At 39.4% G+C, this 22,640-nt stretch carries 20 protein-coding genes and 1 pseudogene; 19 read left to right on the forward strand and 2 right to left on the reverse strand.

The features are described from left to right. The first annotated feature begins 1 nt into the window (after window position 1). The 17 genes and pseudogenes from BN1067_RS07250 (at window position 2) to BN1067_RS07340 (ending at window position 19,068) form a co-directional block, all read left to right on the forward strand. Complete coding sequence (locus tag BN1067_RS07250; RefSeq protein WP_053218219.1) at window positions 2-1,027, forward strand: TAXI family TRAP transporter solute-binding subunit; 1,026 nt, start codon at window positions 2-4, stop codon at window positions 1,025-1,027. Window positions 1,028-1,085: 58 nt separating this feature from the next. Beyond that, complete coding sequence (locus BN1067_RS07255; protein WP_053218220.1) at window positions 1,086-3,023, forward strand: TRAP transporter permease; 1,938 nt, start codon at window positions 1,086-1,088, stop codon at window positions 3,021-3,023. Next, on the forward strand, window positions 2,965-4,035 hold the full coding sequence (locus BN1067_RS07260) for a 2-dehydro-3-deoxygalactonokinase (protein WP_110943367.1): 1,071 nt from the start codon (window positions 2,965-2,967) through the stop codon (window positions 4,033-4,035). Before BN1067_RS07255 ends, BN1067_RS07260 begins: the two co-directional genes overlap by 59 nt. After that, window positions 4,036-4,689 (forward strand): bifunctional 4-hydroxy-2-oxoglutarate aldolase/2-dehydro-3-deoxy-phosphogluconate aldolase, encoded by a 654-nt coding sequence (locus tag BN1067_RS07265; RefSeq protein WP_053218222.1) that lies wholly within the window; start codon window positions 4,036-4,038, stop codon window positions 4,687-4,689. Window positions 4,690-4,905: 216 nt separating this feature from the next. Then, a complete protein-coding gene (locus BN1067_RS07270) occupies window positions 4,906-5,622 on the forward strand; it encodes a GntR family transcriptional regulator (RefSeq protein WP_234400642.1) in 717 nt (238 codons plus the stop codon). Between the two features lie 141 nt (window positions 5,623-5,763). Further along, the gene (agaV, locus tag BN1067_RS07275; protein ID WP_053218223.1) at window positions 5,764-6,249 is read left to right on the forward strand and encodes a PTS N-acetylgalactosamine transporter subunit IIB; all 486 of its coding nucleotides are present in this window, start codon (window positions 5,764-5,766) and stop codon (window positions 6,247-6,249) included. Window positions 6,250-6,286: 37 nt separating this feature from the next. After that, entirely contained in the window at window positions 6,287-7,066 is a 780-nt protein-coding gene (gene agaW, locus BN1067_RS07280) for a PTS N-acetylgalactosamine transporter subunit IIC (RefSeq protein ID WP_053218224.1), read from the forward strand. After that, on the forward strand, window positions 7,056-7,874 hold the full coding sequence (locus BN1067_RS07285) for a PTS system mannose/fructose/sorbose family transporter subunit IID (protein ID WP_053218225.1): 819 nt from the start codon (window positions 7,056-7,058) through the stop codon (window positions 7,872-7,874). The genes agaW and BN1067_RS07285 overlap by 11 nt, the downstream gene beginning before the upstream one ends. Before the next feature lie 27 nt (window positions 7,875-7,901). Continuing rightward, a complete protein-coding gene (locus BN1067_RS07290; protein ID WP_053218226.1) occupies window positions 7,902-8,318 on the forward strand; it encodes a PTS sugar transporter subunit IIA in 417 nt (138 codons plus the stop codon). Between the two features lie 53 nt (window positions 8,319-8,371). Then, a complete protein-coding gene (locus BN1067_RS07295) occupies window positions 8,372-9,553 on the forward strand; it encodes an SIS domain-containing protein (protein ID WP_053218227.1) in 1,182 nt (393 codons plus the stop codon). A 16-nt stretch (window positions 9,554-9,569) separates the two neighbouring features. Next, window positions 9,570-10,772 (forward strand): N-acetylglucosamine-6-phosphate deacetylase, encoded by a 1,203-nt coding sequence (gene nagA / locus BN1067_RS07300; protein WP_110943368.1) that lies wholly within the window; start codon window positions 9,570-9,572, stop codon window positions 10,770-10,772. Further along, window positions 10,735-11,697: pseudogene (gene lacD, locus BN1067_RS07305) on the forward strand (tagatose-bisphosphate aldolase). The gene nagA and the pseudogene lacD overlap by 38 nt, the downstream one beginning before the upstream one ends. Before the next feature lie 34 nt (window positions 11,698-11,731). Further along, window positions 11,732-12,667, forward strand: coding sequence for a hexose kinase (locus BN1067_RS07310; protein WP_053218228.1), 936 nt, complete (start codon window positions 11,732-11,734; stop codon window positions 12,665-12,667). 661 nt (window positions 12,668-13,328) lie between these two features. Further along, the gene (locus BN1067_RS07315; RefSeq protein WP_053218229.1) at window positions 13,329-13,877 is read left to right on the forward strand and encodes a hypothetical protein; all 549 of its coding nucleotides are present in this window, start codon (window positions 13,329-13,331) and stop codon (window positions 13,875-13,877) included. Between the two features lie 1,121 nt (window positions 13,878-14,998). After that, window positions 14,999-15,967, forward strand: coding sequence for a hypothetical protein (locus BN1067_RS07325; RefSeq protein WP_053218231.1), 969 nt, complete (start codon window positions 14,999-15,001; stop codon window positions 15,965-15,967). An 857-nt stretch (window positions 15,968-16,824) separates the two neighbouring features. Beyond that, window positions 16,825-17,673, forward strand: a complete 849-nt coding sequence (locus BN1067_RS07335) for a hypothetical protein (protein WP_053218233.1) — start codon at window positions 16,825-16,827, stop codon at window positions 17,671-17,673. 96 nt (window positions 17,674-17,769) lie between these two features. Further along, window positions 17,770-19,068 carry a PD-(D/E)XK nuclease family protein gene (locus BN1067_RS07340; RefSeq protein WP_234400678.1) on the forward strand — a complete coding sequence of 433 codons (1,299 nt, stop codon included), beginning with the start codon at window positions 17,770-17,772 and terminating at the stop codon, window positions 19,066-19,068. Between the two features lie 426 nt (window positions 19,069-19,494). On the opposite strand, the gene BN1067_RS07345 is transcribed toward BN1067_RS07340, so the two are convergent. Next, the gene (locus tag BN1067_RS07345; protein WP_053218235.1) at window positions 19,495-19,980 is read right to left on the reverse strand and encodes a hypothetical protein; all 486 of its coding nucleotides are present in this window, start codon (window positions 19,978-19,980) and stop codon (window positions 19,495-19,497) included. Window positions 19,981-20,649: 669 nt separating this feature from the next. Further along, window positions 20,650-21,105, reverse strand: a complete 456-nt coding sequence (locus BN1067_RS07350; protein WP_053218236.1) for a hypothetical protein — start codon at window positions 21,103-21,105, stop codon at window positions 20,650-20,652. 287 nt (window positions 21,106-21,392) lie between these two features. On the opposite strand from BN1067_RS07350, the gene BN1067_RS07355 reads away from it, so the two are divergent. Both BN1067_RS07355 and BN1067_RS07360 read left to right on the forward strand, forming a co-directional pair. Then, window positions 21,393-21,587 (forward strand): hypothetical protein, encoded by a 195-nt coding sequence (locus BN1067_RS07355; protein ID WP_053218237.1) that lies wholly within the window; start codon window positions 21,393-21,395, stop codon window positions 21,585-21,587. 582 nt (window positions 21,588-22,169) lie between these two features. Next, a complete protein-coding gene (locus tag BN1067_RS07360) occupies window positions 22,170-22,349 on the forward strand; it encodes a hypothetical protein (RefSeq protein WP_053218238.1) in 180 nt (59 codons plus the stop codon). Window positions 22,350-22,640: the final 291 nt, after the last annotated feature.

Here is a 22,640-nt window from a genome sequence, read left to right on the forward strand (position 1 = left end):
TATGGAAAAAAGATTAAAGCGCATGATTCCTGTGTTTATAATTCTTCTATTAACATTAGCAGCTTGTGGAAATGGTGGAGAAGCAAGCACGGAAGGAGATTCTAGTCAAAGTACGTCAGACTTGAATGTAACTTTAACGATGGGTGCACAATCTGGTTCTATGTATCCGATCGGAGCTTCTATCGGCGAGTTTATTAGCGGGGAATACGAAGATGCACAAACTTCTGTGAAAGTTGGCGGTGCGTTGGCCAACTTGGAACTGGTAGGTAGTAACGAGGCGCAAATGGGCCATTCAAGCACTGGTCTTAGTTACGCGGCTACGGAAGGGATTGAACCGTTTGATGAAAAGTTATCTGAAGTAACCAGCATAGCTAAAGTTTTTGAATCAGTATTTCAGTTTGCTGTTCTGGAAAATTCTGAAGTTACTTCACTAGAACAAGTAAAAGAGGAGCAATATCCTCTAAAACTTTCAGTTGGACCTCGTGGAACGGAAAATGAATTATTAACAAGAAGGGTGCTGGAAGAATACGGCATGACATATGAAGACATCGAAGGTTGGGGTGGCAGGATTGAGTATGTAAGCATGAGCGATTCCAGTTCCTTAATGAGAGATGGTCACATAGAAGCAGTCACTTCTCTTGCAGGATTTCCTTCAGCCCCTTTTGAAGAAATGAATTCTTCCAGACAGCTTAAGTTCCTTAATCTATCTGAAGAGGTAACTCAAAATCTGGCTGATCAATATGGATACCAGGCGATGGAACTCCCGGCAGAGACATATACAGGCCAAGAGAATGCTGTAGAAACGGTTGGCGGGGGAGTAGTGATCATTGCTAATAAAAATATGCCAGAAGAAGTAATTTACGAAGTGACGAAGTGGATGAATTCTGAAGACGGTATCAATACATTAAGTAATATTAATGTTGGTGTAAAGGAATTTTTGTCTGATCCAGAAAAGGCGTCATCTGGTTTGGGGGCACCACTTCACCCCGGAGCTGAACGTTTTTATGAGGAAGCAGGAGTAGAGTAGAATTTCAGTAATTAAGAAGATTGATGGTGATTACTTGATGAGAGGAGGAGAAATTTAAATGAGTGAAAAAATAATAGATTCTCCGCATAATAAATGGAACACCATGAAGGTCATTCAAGGCTTGGTTTTCATCATAGCAGTATGTGCGTCCCTGTTCCATATCTATCTTGGTTTGACTGGTGTACTAGAATCTTATAAGATGCGGGGTTTGCATCTGGCTTTCTTATTACCGATTTCGTTTCTACTATATCCTTTAGCCAAATCAAAACGCAATAACGTCACACTACTAGTAGATTTTATACTATTTATCCTGTCCACTATCAGCATTTTATACTTAAGCGTATTTGAGTATGACCGAATTATAACTCGTATGGCTTATGTGGAGAGTTTGACACCCCTCGACTTAATGGTAGGGATTGCTTTGATCCTATGTATATTAGAAGCAACCAGAAGAATTATCGGCTGGAGCATGGTGATCGTATCTTTGGCTGCAATAGTTTATGCCCTATACGGCAACCTTTTATCAGGTCCACTAGCTCACACCGGTGTTTCCTTTGATCGATTGATCGAACAACTGGCATTCACCACCGAAGGGATATTTGGAATCCCGCTCGCTGCTTCTGCCACCTTTATATTCTTGTTTGTATTGTTCGGTGTATTTTTGGAAAAGTCAGGTGTAGGGCAGTTCTTTATTGATTTTTCTTATGCGCTTACTGGTCGTTCTCGGGGTGGTCCTGCCAAAATGTCAGTGCTAGCAAGTGGCCTAATGGGTTCTATTTCTGGAAGTTCAACTGCCAATGTAACTTCTACAGGAGCCTATACCATTCCATTAATGAAAAAGGTAGGGTATAAGCCTTCTTTTGCTGGGGGAATTGAGGCAGCGGCTTCTACCGGGGGACAGATTCTTCCACCGGTTATGGGAGCAGCCTCCTTCCTTTTGGCAGAGTTTGTCGGTTTGTCTTACACTTCTGTTATTATAGCAGCCTTAATTCCAGCCGTTTTGTATTTCTTGAGCGTCGGTTTTGTGGTTCATTTCCAGGCAGTAAAAATGGATATTAAAGGATTGCCTAAAGCAGATGTTCCGAAGTGGAGTTATGTGTTAAAGAATGCCCATTTGTCCATTCCGCTTTTTGTCATTATCGTTGCATTGTTTTTGGGATATACTCCTTACCTGGCTGCCTTGGTTGCGCTGGCTTCTGTAGTAATAGTTGGGGCTGTAAAAAAGGCAACACGAATGTCCTTGAAGCAAATAGTCGTCACATTGAGCGAAGGAGCAAAAGCAACAATAATGATAGCGGTAACATGCGCAGCAGCAGGAATTATAATCGGCGTAGCAAGCCAGACTGGAATAGGGATCGCTTTTACTTCTACTGTTATCGGTTTAGCACAAGGACACTTTTTTGTCATTCTACCGTTGGTTATGATTGCTTCTATTATTCTTGGCATGGGAGTACCAACTAGTGCTGCCTATATCATGGTAGCTGCAATAGCAGTGCCTGCTTTAGTAGAATTGAATGTTAGTGTTTTGGCTGCCCATTTATTTGCGCTATATTTTGGAGTTTTTTCTGGCATTACTCCGCCAGTAGCCATTTCTTCCTATGCCGCTGCAGGAATTGCTGGCGCTAAACCTATGCAAACGTCTTTAATGGCTTTTAAGATTGCAATTCCGGCTTTTATTATCCCGTACATTTTCGTTTTTCATAACGAATTACTGCTGCAAGGTGAATGGTACGATATCGTGTATGCTGTCATGACTGCACTTATCGGGATTATTACTTTGTCTGCGTCAATTGTGGGTTGTTATTTACGCAGGATGAATTGGCTGGAACGCCTTGCCCTTTTTTCGGCTTCTCTAGGTATGATCAGCTTTAATAATATTATCATACCAATTATAAGTTTATTTGTGATAGTAGCAGTTACTATCATGCAAATAGTGCATGGAAAGCGAAATAAAATTAATGGAGCCATTCAAACCCAACAAATTAAGAATTTATAGGAAAGGAGTAACTATGTACACTTGTTTAGTAGATTCCGGCACCAGTATGACGAGAATAAGGTTATTCCAGGAAAACCAACTAGTTGATGCTGTTATAAAACATGTGGGAGCAGCGGATGTAGCTGTGTCTGGAACGAAGAAAGCTTTAGTAGAAGGGTTAGAAAGCGGCATTTCGCAATTGAAAAAGAAAGTCGGACTGGCTGACGGGGATATCTCAGCTGTTATTTTGACCGGGATGGTCACATCCAATAATGGTTTGAAAGAGATTCCACATGTACGAAATACCGTTCCTTTAAATGATTTTTCTATGATAGAAGAAAAGAAATTCACACTAGCCGGCTGTCCCGTATTCTATATACCTGGTGTTAAAGTAGAGAATGGTCCATTGGAAGAAAAAGACATGATGAGAGGAGAAGAATGTGAAATAATCGGTTATCTTCAGTCACAAGAAAATGTGACAAATAACATGGTGTTTATTCACTATGGATCTCATCACAAAATAATAAGAGTAGAGAACAATCATATCGTTTCCTGTAAGACCTCTATGACAGGGGAGATCATGGCTCTATTATCCAACCATTCGATATTGAAAAATAGCATAGTGGATTTGGCAAACTTAGAGCAAAAAGAAGAATGGGTATTAAAAGGTTTTCGCCAGACATTTGAACAAGGATTTGGGAGAACGGTCTTTTCGACTAGGGTCCTAGATGTGATGGAAGGTAACGACAAAAATAACAATATGAACTTTTTGCTTGGTGCACTTTTAGCTTTAGACTATCAGTTTATGGAGCCTATACTATCCAATAGCAAGGGTAAGGTCGTTTTGTATGGTCGCCAGCTATTTCCTATGCTTTTCAGGAGAATACTACATCGTCACCATTCAACTTTGAAAGTGGAAATTGTAAACCCAGAAAAAGCAGGGATGTTGAGTACGCAGGGAGCACTAGCTGTTTATTCACAATATCTAAGGAAAAAACAAGATTTTGTTTCATTTGGAACAGGGGATGATTAGATGAACGAATACCAAAGAATAAGAGACAACAGTGTGATTGCTGTTATACGTGGTGCAAAGACTGAAAATGTGCTAGATGTTGCGAGGTCTCTTCTTCGTGGAGGTGTGAAGACGTTAGAGATTGCTGTCGATCATCCGTCAGCATTAGAAGCCATTAAACAAGTAAGGAGGGAATTCAGAGAGGAAGTAATCGTCGGGGCCGGGACCATACTAGATCCAGAAACGGCTAGGTCTGCTATCATGACTGGAGCACAATTTATCTTTTCACCTACTGTAAACATTGAAACACTAAAGATGACAAAAAGGTATGGAATCCTAAACATTGCAGGCGCGATGACCCCTACAGAAATTTTGACAGCCTTTGAACATGGATCTGAAATGGTCAAGGTTTTTCCGGCAAATGTATTTGGGCCTTCTTATATAAAAGACATACATGGACCTTTCCCACAGATTCCTTTGATCCCTACAGGAGGTATTAATGGTGACAATGCTGCTTCTTACTTAGGATCTGGAGCAGCAGCAGTCGGAGTGGGAAGTTCTCTTGTAAATATGAATAAACAAGTAAACGAAAGATTTCTGAGAGAGTTGGAGGAAAATGCCTCCATGCTAATGGAAAAGGTTAGAAATGAGAGGGACAATGACTCTCTAAGTTAATAAATTTAAAAATGAATTTTCTGTTGAAAATCGGTTATGCAAAAGTGTTGCTAACCGATTTTTTTCTGTATTTTAAACTTATTGTGTCTACTAGTATTAATAGGAAGAGACGAAAAAACGATGGAATCCTTTACATTCATTCTGAAAAAGGTTATCATATACTCAACTGGTCATAACCACTTCATTTTAAAATGAAAAAGAGCTAGGTGACAGCACGTGATAAAAAATAAGAGAATTCCATTATATCTTCAATTGATGGATCAAATCATTGATAAAATAAATACACAAGAATATCGAGAACAAGAAAAGCTGCCTTCAGAGCGGGAATTTTGTGATTTGTACGGAATGAGCCGTATTACGGTCAGACAAGCACTACAGGAATTGGAACGCGAAGGCTATATTTATAAATTACATGGCAAGGGCACATTTGTAGCACCGAAATCCTACAGCCAAAATTTAGTGAAATTATATAGCTTCACAGATGAAATGAGGAAGATTGGGAAAGTTCCGACCAGTAAAGTGCTTTCTTTTGAAGCGGTGAAAGCAGAAGAATCAATTGGCAACAAAATGGGGATAAACCCGACGGAAGAGGTATATAAAGTTGTGCGACTAAGGCTCGCTGATGGGGAGCCACTCATGTATGAAACATCCTACATTCCTGTTTCTAAATTTCCCGGTCTGACTCAGGAACTCTTAGAAAAAAAGCCAATGTACGAAGTGTTTTATGATGATTATACGGTTCCTGTAAATAAAGCAGTAGAAAGTTTCTCCCCTACACTTGTTAGGGAGGAAGAGGCGAAATATTTACAAATTCCAAGCAAACAAACAGCAATGCTGATAAAAAGGTATGCGTATTCAAATGAGCAATTAATTGAGTACACCATTACAGTTGCTAGGGGAGACAAATTTGAATATAAGGTAGAACTTACGTAAAAAAGGTATTTTAACCTTTTTTAACAAAACTGGTTATGACAACATAACCATTAATGATAAAGGGGGGATTTATGCTTTGGGAGATGAAATGGTGAAATATACTCTTTGACTTTAAATATTTTATAAAAGGGGATGGAGAAAATGGCAAATCCGAATATTTTATTGACAAGAATTGATAACAGATTGATACACGGTCAGGTAGGGGTCACCTGGGTAAACCACCTTGGGGCTAACTTAGTGGTTGTAGCCAATGATAAGGTGGCAGAGGATGAAGTACAGCAAAATCTGATGGACATGGTACTGCCGGATGTTATCCAAACCAGGTTTTTTACGTTGCAGAAAACGATTGATATCATCCATAAGGCTTCTCCAAAACAGAAAATATTTTTGGTGGTCCGAGACGTGAAGGATGCACTTTCATTAAAAGAGAATGGGGTTCCTATCGAGTATTTAAATATAGGAAACATGCATTATGAGGAAGGTAAAAAGCAAATTTCTTCAACAGTGTCTGTAGATAAAGAAGACATTGAAGCCTTCAAGAAACTGGATGAACTTGGAGTGAAACTCGATTTAAGAGGAGTGCCGAATGAAAAAGGAAAAAATATTATGGAACTATTAGAAAAATGATTGATCTACTGTCAAATACGAAAAAGGGGGCGTCACTATGTTAGTAGAAGCGATACTTATTGCCTTATGGGCCGGTATCCTTGGAATAGATTTATACAACGGCTTGACGCATATTCATAGGCCAGTTGTTTCGGGACTAGTTGTCGGTTTGATTCTGGGAGATCTCACCACCGGACTGATTGTAGGGGGAACGTTAGAGTTGATATGGATGGGAATGGTTCCACTTGCCGGTGCTCAACCTCCAAACGTTGTTATTGGCGGTGTAATTGGGACCGCATTTGGTGTCATTACTGGCCAGGATCCAGATGTTGCTGTTGGCATCGCCATTCCGTTTGCGGTGGCAATGCAAGGGCTTGTTACACTTTTATTTACATTATTCGCTCCGCTGATGCATAAAGCAGATCAATTCGCCTTAGATGCCAATACGAAAGGAATAGACAATCTCAACTATCTGGGTCTTACCATCACATTTTTCTTTAACGCTTTCATTGCATTCTTGCCAATTTACTTTGGGGCACAGACAGCTGCTGAATATGTGGAAGCGGTACCACAATGGATTATAGATGGGTTGGCCGTTGCAGGTGGAATTATGCCGGCTATCGGTTTCGCCATGCTTCTGCGGATTATGATGAAAGTTGAATACATCATGTTTTTCATTGTAGGGTTCATTCTTGCAGCCTATTTGGAGTTGCCTATACTGGCTATCGCATTAATCGGGTTGGCTATAGCGTTATATGATTTTTACCAAAATAAAAATAAAAATGGCCCTGCAGGTGGGAATCAAGTTAATGAGGAGGAGATAACGGATGGCATCTAACTACGTGTATGAAGACTCAAACCCGGCAGAGGAGTTGAGTCAGAAGCAAATCCACAAACTTGCCTGGAGATCCTTGTTGCTCCAAGCTTCTTTCAACTATGAACGTATGCAGGCGGCAGGCTGGCTTTACTCTCTAATCCCTGGATTGAAACAAATCCATAAGAATAAAAAAGATTTAAGTAAATCGATGAAGGACAATTTGGAATTCTTCAATACTCATCCATTTTTAGTGACATTTGTGATGGGAATAATCCTGGCTATGGAACAAAAGAAAGAAGACCGTGAAGCTATACGAGGGATCAAGGTAGCGACAATGGGACCGTTAGGCGGTATAGGAGATGCCTTGTTCTATCTGACACTTCTTCCGATTACGGCCAGTATAGGTGCTTCTTTAGCGGTGGAAGGGAACATAGCGGGTCCGATTGTATTTTTGATTGCCTTTAATATTATTCATTTCGGCGTACGCTTCGGATTAATGAACTATGGATACAAAATGGGTGTAAAGGCCATATCCAAGTTAAAAGAAATGATGGGTTATATTTCACGCTCTGCTTCCATTGTAGGTTTGACAGTTGTAGGTGGATTGATTGCTACCTATGTGGGTTTTGAAATAGACTACGTTTGGAAACAGGGTGAATCTGAGATGAACGTACAGACGGATATTTTGGATCAGATTATGCCTGGTCTGCTTCCATTAATTTATACATTGTTGGTTTACTGGCTTTTGAAAAAAGGACGTTCTCCTATAGCATTAATAGGATTGACAGTGGTCGTTGGGCTGATTGGTTCGTTCTTTAATATTATGTAATCACCACTTTCATTGAGGAGGGCTAGGATGATTGGAATTGTATTGACGGGTCATGGCGGTTTTCCGGAAGGTTTGCTGGATTCCGTTCAACTAATTGCGGGGATACAAGAAAATGTAGAAGCCGTGTCATTTAAAGAAGACAAAGGAGCGCTGGAGAATCAGCTTCGTGAAGCGATTGCCTCTGTTGAACAAGGGGATGGAGTCGTCTGTTTTGCAGACCTCGCTGGTGGAACACCATTCAATGTCAGCAGCTTGATAGCCCACGAAAAGGAAAATGTAAGAGTCGTTGGAGGAACCAATGTCCCAATGGTGTTAAGCGGTATTTTTCAACGCGAAAAATCACTAGATGAATTTGTTTCTTTTGTTTTAAGTGAAGGGGCTAGTAACATCAAGAAATTCGAGAAAAAGAGAAACAAAGAAACATCCAATTCTACAGGAATTTAAAGAATTACATCACAACTGGTTATGACAACATGACCAAATGAGGAGGGCTTGATTTGTTCAATTTATCTATAGAAGAAATTAAGGAGAGAGGGGCATTCCATACAGCCACAGAAATTCATCACCAACCTGAGGTATGGCGGGAGTTATTGTCGACTATGGAAAAGTCGAAATCCGGATTTAAAGAATTTTTGGAAGAAATTTCTGAAAAGCATGAACAAGTGCACGTCATTTTGACAGGAGCAGGTACATCAGCTTTTGTCGGGGATACCCTCGCTCCGGAATTGAATAAATGGTGTAAAAGAAACGTTTTTTTTGATGCCATCCCAACTACAGATATTGTCTCCAACCCACGCGAATATTTGAAACCCGATCGTCCGACCGTCATGGTCTCTTTTGCCCGATCAGGAAACAGTCCGGAAAGTGTAGCAGCTGTAGCACTGGGCGAGAAGTGCATCAAAGACTTTTACCAAGTTGTCATCACCTGCAACAAAGACGGTCAGTTGGCTGCAAATATAAAAGGGGATGATAGAAGCATAACCGTGCTAATGCCAGAAAAATCCAATGATAAGTCCTTAGCAATGACCAGCAGTTTCACCTCTATGCTTTTGGCAGGTTATGAACTTTTTCTCCCGGAAGAGGCTAAAGGGACAATTGCCGATCAAGTTATAGCAAATGGAGACAGACTGATAAAACGTGTTGGTGATCACATTGATACTGTTTTAGGTATCGATTTCAATCGAATCGTTTATCTCGGCTCTGGTCTTTTAGGGATGCTTGCCGAAGAGGCTTCCTTGAAAATGCTGGAGTTGACTGGTGGTCAAGTGATTGCTTTCCATGATTCTTCCCTTGGTTTTCGCCATGGTCCAAAGTCTGTACTGAATAAACAAACTGTGGTGGTCGTATTCCTTTCAGAAAACGAATACACCAGAAAATATGATTTGGACATGCTTCGACAACTTCATGAAGAAGGAACAGCAGCAATGGTGGTGGCGCTGACGCAAAATGCCGATAAGGATGTGGAGGAACTTGCCCATTTCACTGTTTCAATCAGTGAAGGAGGAAAAAGTCCACAAAACGATCTTCAAGCGGCTTTATCTTATATAATCTTTGCTCAAGCACTGGCTATGAAAAAATCGATGAAATTGGGAATCACACCTGATAATCCAAGCCCGAATGGCGAAATCAGTCGTGTAGTCCAGGGTGTCACCATTCACCATTATGATGAGGAAGCATAAAAGCAGGAGTGAAAACATGCGGTATTTTATAAATGCAGATCAATATTTACTTGAGCATGGAGTGATAGAAAAAGGATATTTGGTGGTGGAAGACGGGCGTTTTTCTTCAATATCCACTGAAGTACCTACCGGAGAAAAAGTCATAGACTGGAGCGGCTACATGGTCGCTCCAGGTCTGTTTGACACACATATACATGGAATCAACGGTCATGACATCATGGACGGTACGGAGGAAGCTGTAACGGAAATTTCCGCCACTTTGGCTTCGTACGGTGTCACCCGGTTTCTGCCGACAACCTTGACGTCTTCCGATACAGATTTAAGAAAGGCGCTTGAGGCAATAAAACGAGCGGAAGATAATGGGCTGCCCGGCGCTCAATCCCAAGGAATATTTTTAGAAGGTCCTTATTTTACTGAACAACATAGGGGAGCGCAAAACGAGAAGTATTTCCGGGACCCAGATATCGAAGAATTTAAACTATGGCAAGCGGTATCTGGTGGCAAGATAGTGAAAGTTGCCTTGGCACCGGAACGGGAAGGCTCACTTGCGTTCATCCGTATGGTAAAAGATTCGGGGGTGCAAGTAAGCATCGCCCACTCGGATGCTACGTTTGATTGCTGTATAAAGGCCCTTGAGAATGGTGTGAATAATTTCGTTCATTTGTTCAATGGGATGAGGGGACTCCATCACAGAGAACCAGGTGTAGTAGGAGCTGCTTTCCATTCGGAAGATGCGTTTGTTGAGTTGATTTCCGATGGCTTGCACGTCCATCCGGAAGCGGCTGCTCTTACCTATCGTTTGAAAGCAGATCAATTGATGTTGATTACGGATTGTATGCGTGCAGGGGGCATGCCTGACGGAAGTTATAAATTGGGAGAATTTCCTGTAATCATGGAGGCTGGAGTAGCGAGAACGGAAACAGGATCGCTTGCTGGCAGTACACTTAAACTGCTGGACGGAATCAGAAATTTGCAGAAGTGGACAAAAGCTGATTTACAAGATATTTGGCACTTGGCTTCCTTGACACCTCCTAAAAGTTTAGGGATGGACAATGAAATCGGCAGTATCACATTTGGAAAAAAAGCGGACTATGTGGTAATTGATTCAAACCTGGAAGTTCAAGCGACCGCCGTCAACGGAAATCTCATCTACACTAAGGAAGAAGAAAGGGGAAAAAATGATGCAAACCCGTACAATGAAAGCAGAACGATTAAGTAAGTTAATGAACGATAATGGCTATTTCAGCGCTTTGGCGATTGATCAACGTGGTGCCTTGAAACGGATGATGGGAGAAGAGACAACGAAACAAGAAATCGAGAAGTACAAATCACTCGTTTCTGAGCGGTTAACTCCTTATGCTTCCGCTATACTATTGGATCCTGAGTATGGCTGGCCGGCGGCAGGCAAAAAAGACGAAGAGTGCGGTCTTCTTGTAGCTTATGAAAAAACGGGGTATGACACAAGCGATGTTGGTCGTATGCCCAGTCTTCTTCCGGACTGGTCGGTCAAACGGCTTGTCGAGAAAGGAGCAGACGGAATAAAAATACTCATCTATCATGATATCGATGGTTCTATCGAAGTAAATGAGAAGAAGAATGCCTTCGTGGAAAGGATTGCATCCGAGTGTAAAGCGGAAGATATACCGTTTTTTTTAGAAATCATCACGTACGATGAAGGAATGCATGATATGAAAGGTCGGGAGTTTGCCAAAATGAAGCCTCGAAAAGTCCTGTCATCTATGAAACACTTTTCTGGTGAACGGTTCGGAGCTGACGTGCTGAAGGTCGAGGTTCCTGTAAATATGAATTTTGTAGAAGGGTTCACGGAAGAAGAACCAGTATATACCCGTGAGGAAGCCTCTTCCTATTTTAGAGAACAAAGTGAATCTACGAATCTTCCTTATATATTTTTGAGCGGTGGTGTAAGTGCAGAGCTTTTTCAAGAAACACTGAAGTTCGCAAAACAATCAGGCGCAGCATTCCATGGCGTCCTTTGTGGACGTGCAACATGGAGTGGATCTGCTTTTAAATATAAAGAAGCTGGATCAGCAGCTGCCAATGAATAGTTGGAAACAGAAGGGAAAGAAAATATCACGTCTCTAAACAAAGTACTAGCGGAAACAGCCGCTTCAAGCCAGCCATAAAATATATATGTTTCGAGAAAAATGAGGTGATGAGATGATTCTCACGGTAACGCTGAACCCTTCAGTGGACATCGGCTACAAGTTGAACGGCACACTTAATTTGGATGATGTCAATAGAGTTACTGAAATTAATAAAACTGCTGGAGGAAAAGGACTCAATGTATCGAGAGTATTGAAACAATTGAAAAACGAGGTAAAGGCGACTGGGTTTTTAGGCGGGCATTTAGGAGAGTTCATCGCCGAAGAATTGTCTGTACGTGGCATCAAGCATGATTTCGTGAGCATAAAAAAGGATACACGGAATTGTATTTCCTTACTGCATGAAGGGATGCAGACGGAGATTCTGGAAAAAGGCCCCACGATTGATAGTGAAGAAGCAGTCCAGTTTTTAAATCAATTCGCCATTCAATTAAAAGAAATAGATGTAGTTACTCTCTCAGGAAGTCTTCCTGCTGGTCTGCCGGATGATTTTTACAATCAGCTTTTAACCATTGCCCAGAATTTCAAGATACCGGTCTTGTTGGATACGAAAGAAGACCTGCTAGAAAAAGCCATCAAGCACACGACAAAACCATTTTTAATCAAGCCTAACGCAAAAGAAGTCGCAGGATTGTTTCAGAAAGATTTTCAATACCAGGAGGATTTACTCGCAAACCTCCAGTCCAAATACTTTTCCCGAATTCCTTGGATTGTTGTGACTCTGGGAGCGGATGGAGCAATTATTAAATGTAAAGAGAAATTCTATAAAGCAGAAATTCCTGTGGTGAAAGCAATCAATCCTGTAGGATCAGGCGACGCTGTCCTTGCCGGATTTGCTTCTGCTTTTCATAAAGGAATGAAGGATGAAGAAGCAATTAGGTATAGCCTTGCGATGGGAGTATCCAATGCCATGGAAGAGCAGACTGGGTGTGTTCAGCTTTCGATGATAGGTGAATTGATGGATCAGATTTGTCTTCTTAGGGTTGAGTGATAGATATTGAGGATACGTAGATTAATCTATTAATATTGTTTTAATGCTTTAATAAAAATAGCGAAATGATTTATGTGTTCAGCTAGAATGATTCTCCAGATTCCGGTGAAAGTGAAATAGTTTTTGAGATTCTTTATAATTTGATTGCCCTTGCAATACTAGAGTAACGAAGAGCTCGAAGAACATGGATAAAAGCATGTTACGCCAAAAAAGCTACCTTTGAGCAATGAAAAGGACTATCAAAATCAAGGTAAAGCCCGGTTAAGCATGATAGAAAAATGGAGGAGCCCCTCCTTTTTTCCTACCCTTCAAGCAAGCGAATCCACTCCGACAATGGAGTATTCCGCTTGCTTTTTTCACATCCCCTTTGAATAGATTTTTCCGCAACTTAACCACAAATAGTTGCCTCCTTTCGCCAAATTTTTTGTAAATCAACTAAATTTCGTCAAAAACCCTCCAATATGATGGTATAATATTCCTGATTCTCTCCTTTTTATAGGAAAATGGTATGATGTAAAACGAGCATTTTTATCCTGGGTTTGTTTACAGAAGTTTTGGTAGTTTTCTATTTATAAAATTGCCAGAAAAGGATTGGCATAGTACTAACTCTAATATATATTACTTATCATAGAGTTAGTACTAAATAAAAAAGAGGGATAGAGTGAAAAAAGTTATCGGTGGAGCCGTATATAACACGGAAACGGCTAAAAAGATTTGTGAACAATTGTCGGAAGAAATTGAATATGAAAAAGGAGCAAACGTAAAAAAATCCAAACAGCTTTTTAAAACAAAAAGCGGAAAATACTTTCTTTTTATTAAGAGTGAATTTACCGGATACATTGCGGTGAATAATGACGATTTAGACCCGGAATTTGAAGAGGCAGAATTAGAAGAAGAAAAAATCAAGCCAGTTCCCTATGAATTAGCTCTTCAATTTGCAAGCGAAACTATCACCTCGAATCCGGAGTCAAAAACATGGGTGGGGAAATATTTTCCCGAACTTATCGATGGAATCGAAAACAATAAAAAGATCCAAAAAAAGATTTATATCTCTGAAAAGGCTAGCTGGTATTTAGAAATGATGTTGACAGACAGCGACGACACGAATAGCAGCCTGATCGAGAAGTTGATTACGGATGAGTATCACAGACTCTATGAAAAAGGGCTGATGAAGCGGGATCCATACTTTGAAATGGAAGCTAATAAATGACCGATTGGAGGAAAGGTTCATGGAAACGACTGTTCGAGATTTTATTTTAGACAATTTGACAGATCAACACTTCGAAAAGCTGGTCAACAGGTTGATTATAGAGAACGTCCGTTTATACGATTTGGATGATAGGACGGAAACCGTTTCTCAGTACTTAAAGGAGCAAAAACCCAGTTATACGAAAAATGATTCCTTTGAAATAGTAAATGAGATCGAAAGAATGAATAACCCCCAAATGATGGATTTGAAAGAATTAAATGATTTAATACCTGTATGGATGCCCACACGAAATAACGTAGAGGAACATCCCGATAAAGGGATAAATACAGACGAAGAACTTGACGTTTCTGATTCACCTAATGGTAGGGACCCGTTGAATGGATCGGAATACAGTTCCTTTCGTCAGCTGAAAATTGCCTTTCTTTCTGAAAACCCCTTGGAACGTGAGAAAAATGATATTGCACCATATGAGGTGAATTCGACGAACTATAAAGCATACGTCCGGCAAGAGATTAACAGAGTTGCATGGGGATTGTCGAATTTTATTTATGAAATGTTGCATTATTCCCCAGCAAACAAGCCGGAGGAATTTCCTGATGAAAAATCGCTAGTNCAATTGTCGGAAGAAATTGAATATGAAAAAGGAGCAAACGTAAAAAAATCCAAACAGCTTTTTAAAACAAAAAGCGGAAAATACTTTCTTTTTATTAAGAGTGAATTTACCGGATACATTGCGGTGAATAATGACGATTTAGACCCGGAATTTGAAGAGGCAGAATTAGAAGAAGAAAAAATCAAGCCAGTTCCCTATGAATTAGCTCTTCAATTTGCAAGCGAAACTATCACCTCGAATCCGGAGTCAAAAACATGGGTGGGGAAATATTTTCCCGAACTTATCGATGGAATCGAAAACAATAAAAAGATCCAAAAAAAGATTTATATCTCTGAAAAGGCTAGCTGGTATTTAGAAATGATGTTGACAGACAGCGACGACACGAATAGCAGCCTGATCGAGAAGTTGATTACGGATGAGTATCACAGACTCTATGAAAAAGGGCTGATGAAGCGGGATCCATACTTTGAAATGGAAGCTAATAAATGACCGATTGGAGGAAAGGTTCATGGAAACGACTGTTCGAGATTTTATTTTAGACAATTTGACAGATCAACACTTCGAAAAGCTGGTCAACAGGTTGATTATAGAGAACGTCCGTTTATACGATTTGGATGATAGGACGGAAACCGTTTCTCAGTACTTAAAGGAGCAAAAACCCAGTTATACGAAAAATGATTCCTTTGAAATAGTAAATGAGATCGAAAGAATGAATAACCCCCAAATGATGGATTTGAAAGAATTAAATGATTTAATACCTGTATGGATGCCCACACGAAATAACGTAGAGGAACATCCCGATAAAGGGATAAATACAGACGAAGAACTTGACGTTTCTGATTCACCTAATGGTAGGGACCCGTTGAATGGATCGGAATACAGTTCCTTTCGTCAGCTGAAAATTGCCTTTCTTTCTGAAAACCCCTTGGAACGTGAGAAAAATGATATTGCACCATATGAGGTGAATTCGACGAACTATAAAGCATACGTCCGGCAAGAGATTAACAGAGTTGCATGGGGATTGTCGAATTTTATTTATGAAATGTTGCATTATTCCCCAGCAAACAAGCCGGAGGAATTTCCTGATGAAAAATCGCTAGTGAAAATAAGGGATGACGAAGATCAACAGGATGGTTATTGTGTCCATTTTCTTTTAGACAACAGGACACGATATATTTCCGAAGAGGCACATCAAGCCTATTTACGTAGATGGGACTCTGCTATTCCAATTGTCGAACCTGGGTTTATGGACTACTTTTCCATTTGGGAAGACTACATTACGGACAAAACGTATATCCTGGCTCCATTCACAAACTATTTGAACGAGAAAATGATCGTCCCGGAACTTTCCGAAGAAGGTTTGATGGACGTGCTTGTCCAGCTTGTTCATTTCTTGACCCTTAATGGATTTACAAAAGAAGAACAAATAGAAGAAATTATTTGCGCCAACAGCAATTACGATCATATATTCATGTAACAGCCGGTGTTTCAGTCACATATCTGGAAACTACATAATCTAGCAACAAAAGGCAGTAAGCAGGGGGATTTTAAATCAACAGCATGATTACTTGAATAGCCATCGCCACCTTTGGCTTAAAGCCTAGTCTAAAAAAAGGAGAACGCTCATGCACTATTTCATGCAGTACATAAAAGCAATCAAAAACCTTAATAAAAAGCTTTATTTGACCCCATTTCTTATTTTTATTTATTTAGGTAGTATTTTGCAAGGATGGGACCCATGGAGCCGGTTCATAAATCACGATGGCAAAGAGTTATCGGATATCGTCCTCTTTATCGTGAGTTCTTTTCAGGTTTATATCTTAATTTTTATACGGATAATCTTTTACCCCCATGCTAGTTTTTTTGTACAAACAACCTGGTTGTATAGAAAAGTTTTCGGAAATACATTGGGTGTTGTCTCGTCTGGGCTTTCCAGATTTGCGAATATCGGGAAGAATATACCGGACGATGTCCACATTCGCGGTTCCCACGGAACTTCGTATACGATACGTTCGGGCCATAAATCGAAAAGGGATAGAGTAAGTGACATGAGAGCTTCATATGGCTACTACTTAATAATGAAGTTTTTCTTGAAAGATGTTGCGTTAAGATTGTTCACACATCTCGGGATTCTTGCCATCAGCCCGATACTATTCCTTATTGCCGTTCCTATGCTGAAGAAAAGGGGACAACTGGTCGGTATAGAAAAATGACGCTCCCTTTTGATTTATTAAACTAGTCTTGCATTACGGATGATCAGAGTGAAAATGGTTAATGTCTGGACTGTAGGTAGAAAGAGGATCCCTTCGAGAAATCCTAAGAGGAGTGAAATAAATGGCTGACAAGGCGAAAAATTACAGCATCGAAAAGATTGTGGACCAAGTGATAAAAATACCAGGAGTAAAAGTGAACAGGGAAGACTTCTTGAAAAGTAAGTTCGAGAAGCTGGTGACGGAAAAGCAAATGAAGGAAATCATAGAGGTAGGTCCATATTTATCTGGAATAAAGCGTTCTAAATTAGAGAATATCGCAAAATCCGTCATTCATATGAGAACGATTAAAAGCTCATCCGTTTCCTTTGCGACTGGCGTTCCTGGTGGACTTGCCATGATAGGGACTGTCCCTGCAGACATTACCCAATTTTTTAGTCATTCATTCATTTTGGCACAAGAACTAGCTTACCTATACGGACATGAGGATTTGTGGCTAGAGGAACATTTGGATACGGAGAAAGCTAGAAATGAATTGCTTATATATTTAGGAGTAATGTTCGGAGTGGCAGGGTCTGCTTCTGTAATCAAGTTTGTTTCCTCCGGCCTGTCCCAACAAGTTCTAAAGAAAATACCCCAGAAGGCAATGACGAGAACTTTTTATTATCCAATCATCAAGAAAATTGCTGGGTACATAGGAATCAAGGTGAACAAGGATATTTTTGCGAAAGGGATTTCTAAATCAATCCCTATACTCGGAGGGGTGGTTTCCGGCTCCATAACGTATGCCTCGATGAAACCTATGGGTCGCAGATTAGCGAACGTATTAGCAGATACGCTCACTCTTTCGAAAGAAGACTTGTACGAAGAATATAAAGACATGAAGAAAAACTTTCCTGATATTATCGATATTGATGTAGAGGATATTTCTGAGGATGAGGAGGATCGTGACGGATTCGCTAGGAACGAATAGCTACGAACGAAGTATAGTATTGGTCTTATCTTATAAAGTTTGCTGTTTTCCATTCAGCCAGACGTCTATAGAACAAAGGGGGAAGTTCTATTGAATATGTTAAATTGTCCACGATGCGGTTCACCACTGATAGAAGATGCCGGGGAAAATCTTGAACAGAATGAAGACTGCGGGGTGGTCATGGATGTATTCCCAGCATATGTCTGCGAGGCACAGTGCGGTTATAAGAGACGAATAGAAGAAGTTCCGGAAGTGATTGCCCAGCAGGGGGAGGATCGCCTTTTATTACTGTATTCCAATCAACAAGCAAGAATTTTGGATGTGCGGGATTTGGTTTTATGGCCGGCAATGCATGTTGATTCATTGCTTGCCAGAGGCTATTGGGAGGATTACAAGGGAGATGATAATATCGAAGAATTACTGCAAAACGCCAAGGATAGTCAGTCTGCATATGTCGAAACACCGAATTTGTTCCAGTTCGCAACAAGTGAGTTGTCGCAAGATGCATTCTTGTGTTGGCTGACGGCTTGGAGTGACCAAGCTTACCGTTCGCTGAACCGGCCACTGCATGACGCAGGGGTGGAGTTCATTTCGGAGATTTTCCATGTCCATGACATTCCTGCTCCGGTGACTGACTCCATTGAAATCATCCGGCAGTTTAAATCATTGGATATTCTCGCCATCATCAATGACACGTATGCTATTTTGATAGAGGACAAAACCTATACGAAAAATCATTCCAATCAGCTTCAACGCTACCGTGATGCGATCCAGGAAGCATATCCGCATCTGATTCAGTTGCCGATCTATTATAAAATTGCAGATCAAAGCCACTATCGCTCTGTTGTGGATGCCGGTTATGTCCCCTTTAAACGGCCCATGATGTTAACCATACTAAAAAATGGTGTCGATAAGGGCATAGACAATACCATCTTCCTTGATTATTATCGGCACCTGCAAAATCTGGATGACAACGTATCTTCTTTTCGAACGAAGCCCCTTAAAGAATGGGATGATCATGCATGGCAGGGATTTTACCAAGAGATCCAAAAAGAAATAGATGGAGATTGGGGTTATGTACATAATCGGTCTGGCGGGTTTTGGGGTTTCTGGTGGAATTCCAAGCTTAACAAAAGATGTTATATGCAATTGGAACAAGAAACCCTTTGTGTGAAAGTAGTAGCGCGGGAAGACGAAAAACGAAGCAAGCTTCGCACAGAAGTCTTGAGCGATATCCTCGAGGAATCAGAAAAACAGGGACTTCACTTAAAGAGGCCAGCCAGATTAGGCAACGGAAAAACGATGACCATCGCTCAAAGAACGGACTATATCCAATGGAATGAAGATGGAACAGTGAATATTAGGGAAACGATTGATTTATTGAAAAGGTATTAACGGGTTTTCGGGATTGGAAGCGACTTATCCAAGGTTCTTAGCATCCATGAATCAAAAAGAAGATAGTTTGCTTCCTTCATAAATATTCCTTGAAATGCGTTAAGGCTACCGTTTTGAATTGAAGACGTTATCTGCTCATTTGGGAAAAGCATAAATCTTTCCACATAAAACTCCCCACTTCAATCAAAAAATTGAAATGGGGAAAAGTTCTCTTAGTATAAAGAAATCAAAATACTTTATCTGTTAGTTGTTCTTAATCACTTTATATGTAGTAAATGGAAGTGAGACTAAAATGAGTGAACTCAAGATAAGGAGAGGTACACTGTTTAAAAAAATTCCCAGTGACGTCATTATGCCGGATACACTGACTGTTAGTAATGTAGACACCACCAACAACCTTTTTCTTTTATTCATTATCTTTCCTCCTTAACTACCGAAAGCATTGGCTATACAAACCGCATCACCGCCAACCGCAAATCCGGCCAATCCGGCGACACATGCTATGCACCCTGCACCAGCTGTTAACCAACATGCCGCTGCGCAACCTATTCCGATTACATCGGCTAATCCCATCGAAATACCCAGACATTTAGCTAATTTGCTAACACTGAAATTCAAATGCGGCCCATTGAATTGGTCCTTATAAGCAGAAGCTGTCATAAACTTTTCATCGGTGTCCTTATCCACAACTTTTTTATTGTCTATGTAGGAAGTCACCTTGAAATTACCTTGAGCGTTCTTCGTCAAATACAATTCCGTGTATTGGACCAGTTTTCCATCTTGATTATAGATGATGGCCACATTTGAAAGTTCATGACTATCCTTCAAGGAAACAGGGATATTGTTTATATACAATACTTCTTGTGTTTCCGGATCTACATATTTCACCAAGGTGGCTGATTCAACTTTCAAATTCTCTTTTTCCGTTTGTAGTAGTATATCGTTGCCTATCTTTAATAGTGAGCGGGAAGTATAACCATTGTTCATTCTTAGTCAGATATAGTTCAATGTGTTGAACCATTTTTCCATTTTCGTCATAGATTACAGCAACATTGGTAAGGAACCGACTTAAGCTTACATTCACTGAAAAGGAAAGTGATGGGATACATTATTGAGGGCAACCTTAATTTGCATAGCTATATGAAGAAGATGTTAAAACAAAACGAGATAAGCTTATTCACTTTTATGAAATGATCATTAAGAGAATCGAAGGGATTAAGGATGTTTTTAGAAAAGGAGTAAGATATGAGAAAGGGTTAGCAACACTCCATTTTGTTTACTGTTTACATTTAGCTAAACCTTTTCTTACAAGAAGAAATTCATGTGAGTACAACTTCAATTAGCAACAACCAACAATAACAGATAAATCATTTAACCTTCAATTTATGAAATTGAAGGTTAAATGATTTTATGTTGGCTAAGTTAGACTAATCAAGTGTTTGTGTCCATTACAGGGCTTTTGATTAATTCAATAGCCTTAGACTGGAGATACTTTAAAAAGTATCAATTACCTTCTAACATCTTCCAATAGTTCTATTTAGAAATTCGATTACAACTCATATGTTTGCTTAACCCCTATAGTTAAGAATAGTGAGGTGTTAGAGAGCTACCATAACCATTGGGGTTTTCCATCAAAATGACATTAATTCCAGTATCATTCGCATATGCTTCTCGCACTTTTTCTTCAAATTTAGTTTCATGTGTTCCAGTGAAAACAGAAGATACTATTCCGGCTGTTGTACCTAATGCGCCCCCGAGTATACCTAATCCAGTTCTTGTAAGAGCATAACCAAATGAATTATGCTGTGCATACAAATCTTCTACTTCACTTTCTGAAATATAATAGCTTCCGGCATAAAGAGTGGTTCCTCCCTCGTCTGGTGGAACTACAGCATTAGTACCTACTGTAGCGTCTTTTGATTCACTCACAGATAGATTTGAATTCACATCTGCACTAACACTTATAGGTGCAAGGGCCATACCTGCTATTGCTGTTGCACTTAATAATGTTTTAGAAACTTTAGAAAAGCTCTTCATTTTTAAAGACCCCTTTCTTTAGATGAAAAATTAATAGAATCTAATTAATTATTCGATTTACAAAAAATTTGAATAATTATCTAAATTCTACCAAATTAACAGAAGTTAACAAAATAGTAATAAAATCGATTTAAACCTTTTTAATGGAATATATTAATTAATACTCCATTGTGCTTGAATATATTGGAAATTCTTTTATTTTACTATCAGATAAGGTGCTAGTGCTTTATTTAGAAAAATGTTAAAATCACCAATAAACGTTTATTTTATTTAAAGGAGGCAGATCCATGTTCAAAAATGAAAAAGCAAACATTGTTTACAGCATAATAGGATCTCTTATCATACTAGTAATGGTAACGTATATTTTATATCCAACTCTTGAAGGGGTTATCCCTTGGTTAGTTTATACTTTAATCTTATTAGGTTTTGTATTATTTTTCAGAAAACAATTTTATCGTTGGAAAGATAATAAAGAAAATTAAAGAGGCTGGGATAAAACCGTTTTAAAATGAATAAAACGCATGAAATCAAGATTTTTTCAGATTTCATGCGTTTTTATTTTCATGATGACCACGACCTTACAGAACATCGTTTTAAATTGAAACGCGTTATCGAGACTTAAAAAACATGGAAAGAGCATTTATTTCTTTAGGGAATTCTCTCAACTTTGAGGAGGGGTTCCATGTAAAGTGTTTCATATTTTTACGCTTTGGCAGCAATTGGATTAATTTTTTTGATTCCATATTTGATCATAAGATACTTTAAGAAGGGGCGGAAAATCTCTTCGGTTTTCACCTCTATTGTGAAATGAGAGTATTAACAGTGGGGGATTCGAAGGAATATAAATACGAGTGGCTATACAAATTTAGATACCTGTTGGTGGGGGTCGTTGGTGCACTTTTCCTCGGTGCTTCGTATCGATTGAATATACATCTTTCTTTTTTAACCTTTAAGGAGTACAAAGTTTCTTGGGGAAACTTGTTTTTTACTTTACTTAGGAGTATATGATAGATAGCTTTTTACTTGTAGGAAATGTTAGTAAGTATTAGTGGGAGGTTCAACATATGGAACATTTAATAGGGTTGGATGTTGTTATGGCAATAATGGTAGTTGTTACTTTAACAAGTAAACTTATATTTGAAAGTGATTATTCAGCTATTGCAATAGTGATGTTATTTCTTCTTGGAACCCAATTTTTAGTGAATGCAAGATATTTTTATCCGAAAAGTAGAGAGCTATATTAGCTATATTAGTTAAAGTTATACATAAATATCTTGAATTCGAGTCTTACGTAAACGGGGGCGATTATTCAATAAGGTTAGTGTGTTTTCAAGCCCGTTCCTTTTATGAAATCGTAGGGTATGAATTTGTAGGTGAAATTAAAAATTCTCCTCCTAGCAGCAGTTATTATACTATAGTAAAGACACTTATTTAACACGAGATCTTAATGAATATCTCGGATTCGAGTCTTAAAGAATTGGGGGCTTTACTTTAACAAACTTCATCAACAAAAAGACCTTCAATATACATCATTT

The organism is Virgibacillus senegalensis, from assembly GCF_000821245.2.
Taxonomy (GTDB): Bacteria; Bacillota; Bacilli; order Bacillales; family Amphibacillaceae; genus Sediminibacillus; species Sediminibacillus senegalensis.

Bases quoted from the DNA above. Each gene is read 5' to 3' on its own strand.
- BN1067_RS07250 (WP_053218219.1), top strand. From the start codon at position 2: ATGGAAAAAAGATTAAAGCGCATGATTCCTGTGTTTATAATTCTTCTA.
- BN1067_RS07255 (WP_053218220.1), top strand. From the start codon at position 1,086: ATGAGTGAAAAAATAATAGATTCTCCGCATAATAAATGGAACACCATG.
- BN1067_RS07260 (WP_110943367.1), top strand. From the start codon at position 2,965: ATGGAAAGCGAAATAAAATTAATGGAGCCATTCAAACCCAACAAATTA.
- BN1067_RS07265 (WP_053218222.1), top strand. From the start codon at position 4,036: ATGAACGAATACCAAAGAATAAGAGACAACAGTGTGATTGCTGTTATA.
- agaV (WP_053218223.1), top strand. From the start codon at position 5,764: ATGGCAAATCCGAATATTTTATTGACAAGAATTGATAACAGATTGATA.
- agaW (WP_053218224.1), top strand. From the start codon at position 6,287: ATGTTAGTAGAAGCGATACTTATTGCCTTATGGGCCGGTATCCTTGGA.
- BN1067_RS07285 (WP_053218225.1), top strand. From the start codon at position 7,056: ATGGCATCTAACTACGTGTATGAAGACTCAAACCCGGCAGAGGAGTTG.
- BN1067_RS07290 (WP_053218226.1), top strand. From the start codon at position 7,902: ATGATTGGAATTGTATTGACGGGTCATGGCGGTTTTCCGGAAGGTTTG.
- nagA (WP_110943368.1), top strand. From the start codon at position 9,570: ATGCGGTATTTTATAAATGCAGATCAATATTTACTTGAGCATGGAGTG.
- BN1067_RS07310 (WP_053218228.1), top strand. From the start codon at position 11,732: ATGATTCTCACGGTAACGCTGAACCCTTCAGTGGACATCGGCTACAAG.
- BN1067_RS07325 (WP_053218231.1), top strand. From the start codon at position 14,999: ATGGAAACGACTGTTCGAGATTTTATTTTAGACAATTTGACAGATCAA.
- BN1067_RS07335 (WP_053218233.1), top strand. From the start codon at position 16,825: ATGGCTGACAAGGCGAAAAATTACAGCATCGAAAAGATTGTGGACCAA.
- BN1067_RS07340 (WP_234400678.1), top strand. From the start codon at position 17,770: ATGTTAAATTGTCCACGATGCGGTTCACCACTGATAGAAGATGCCGGG.
- BN1067_RS07350 (WP_053218236.1), bottom strand. From the start codon at position 21,105: ATGAAGAGCTTTTCTAAAGTTTCTAAAACATTATTAAGTGCAACAGCA.
- BN1067_RS07355 (WP_053218237.1), top strand. From the start codon at position 21,393: ATGTTCAAAAATGAAAAAGCAAACATTGTTTACAGCATAATAGGATCT.
- BN1067_RS07360 (WP_053218238.1), top strand. From the start codon at position 22,170: ATGGAACATTTAATAGGGTTGGATGTTGTTATGGCAATAATGGTAGTT.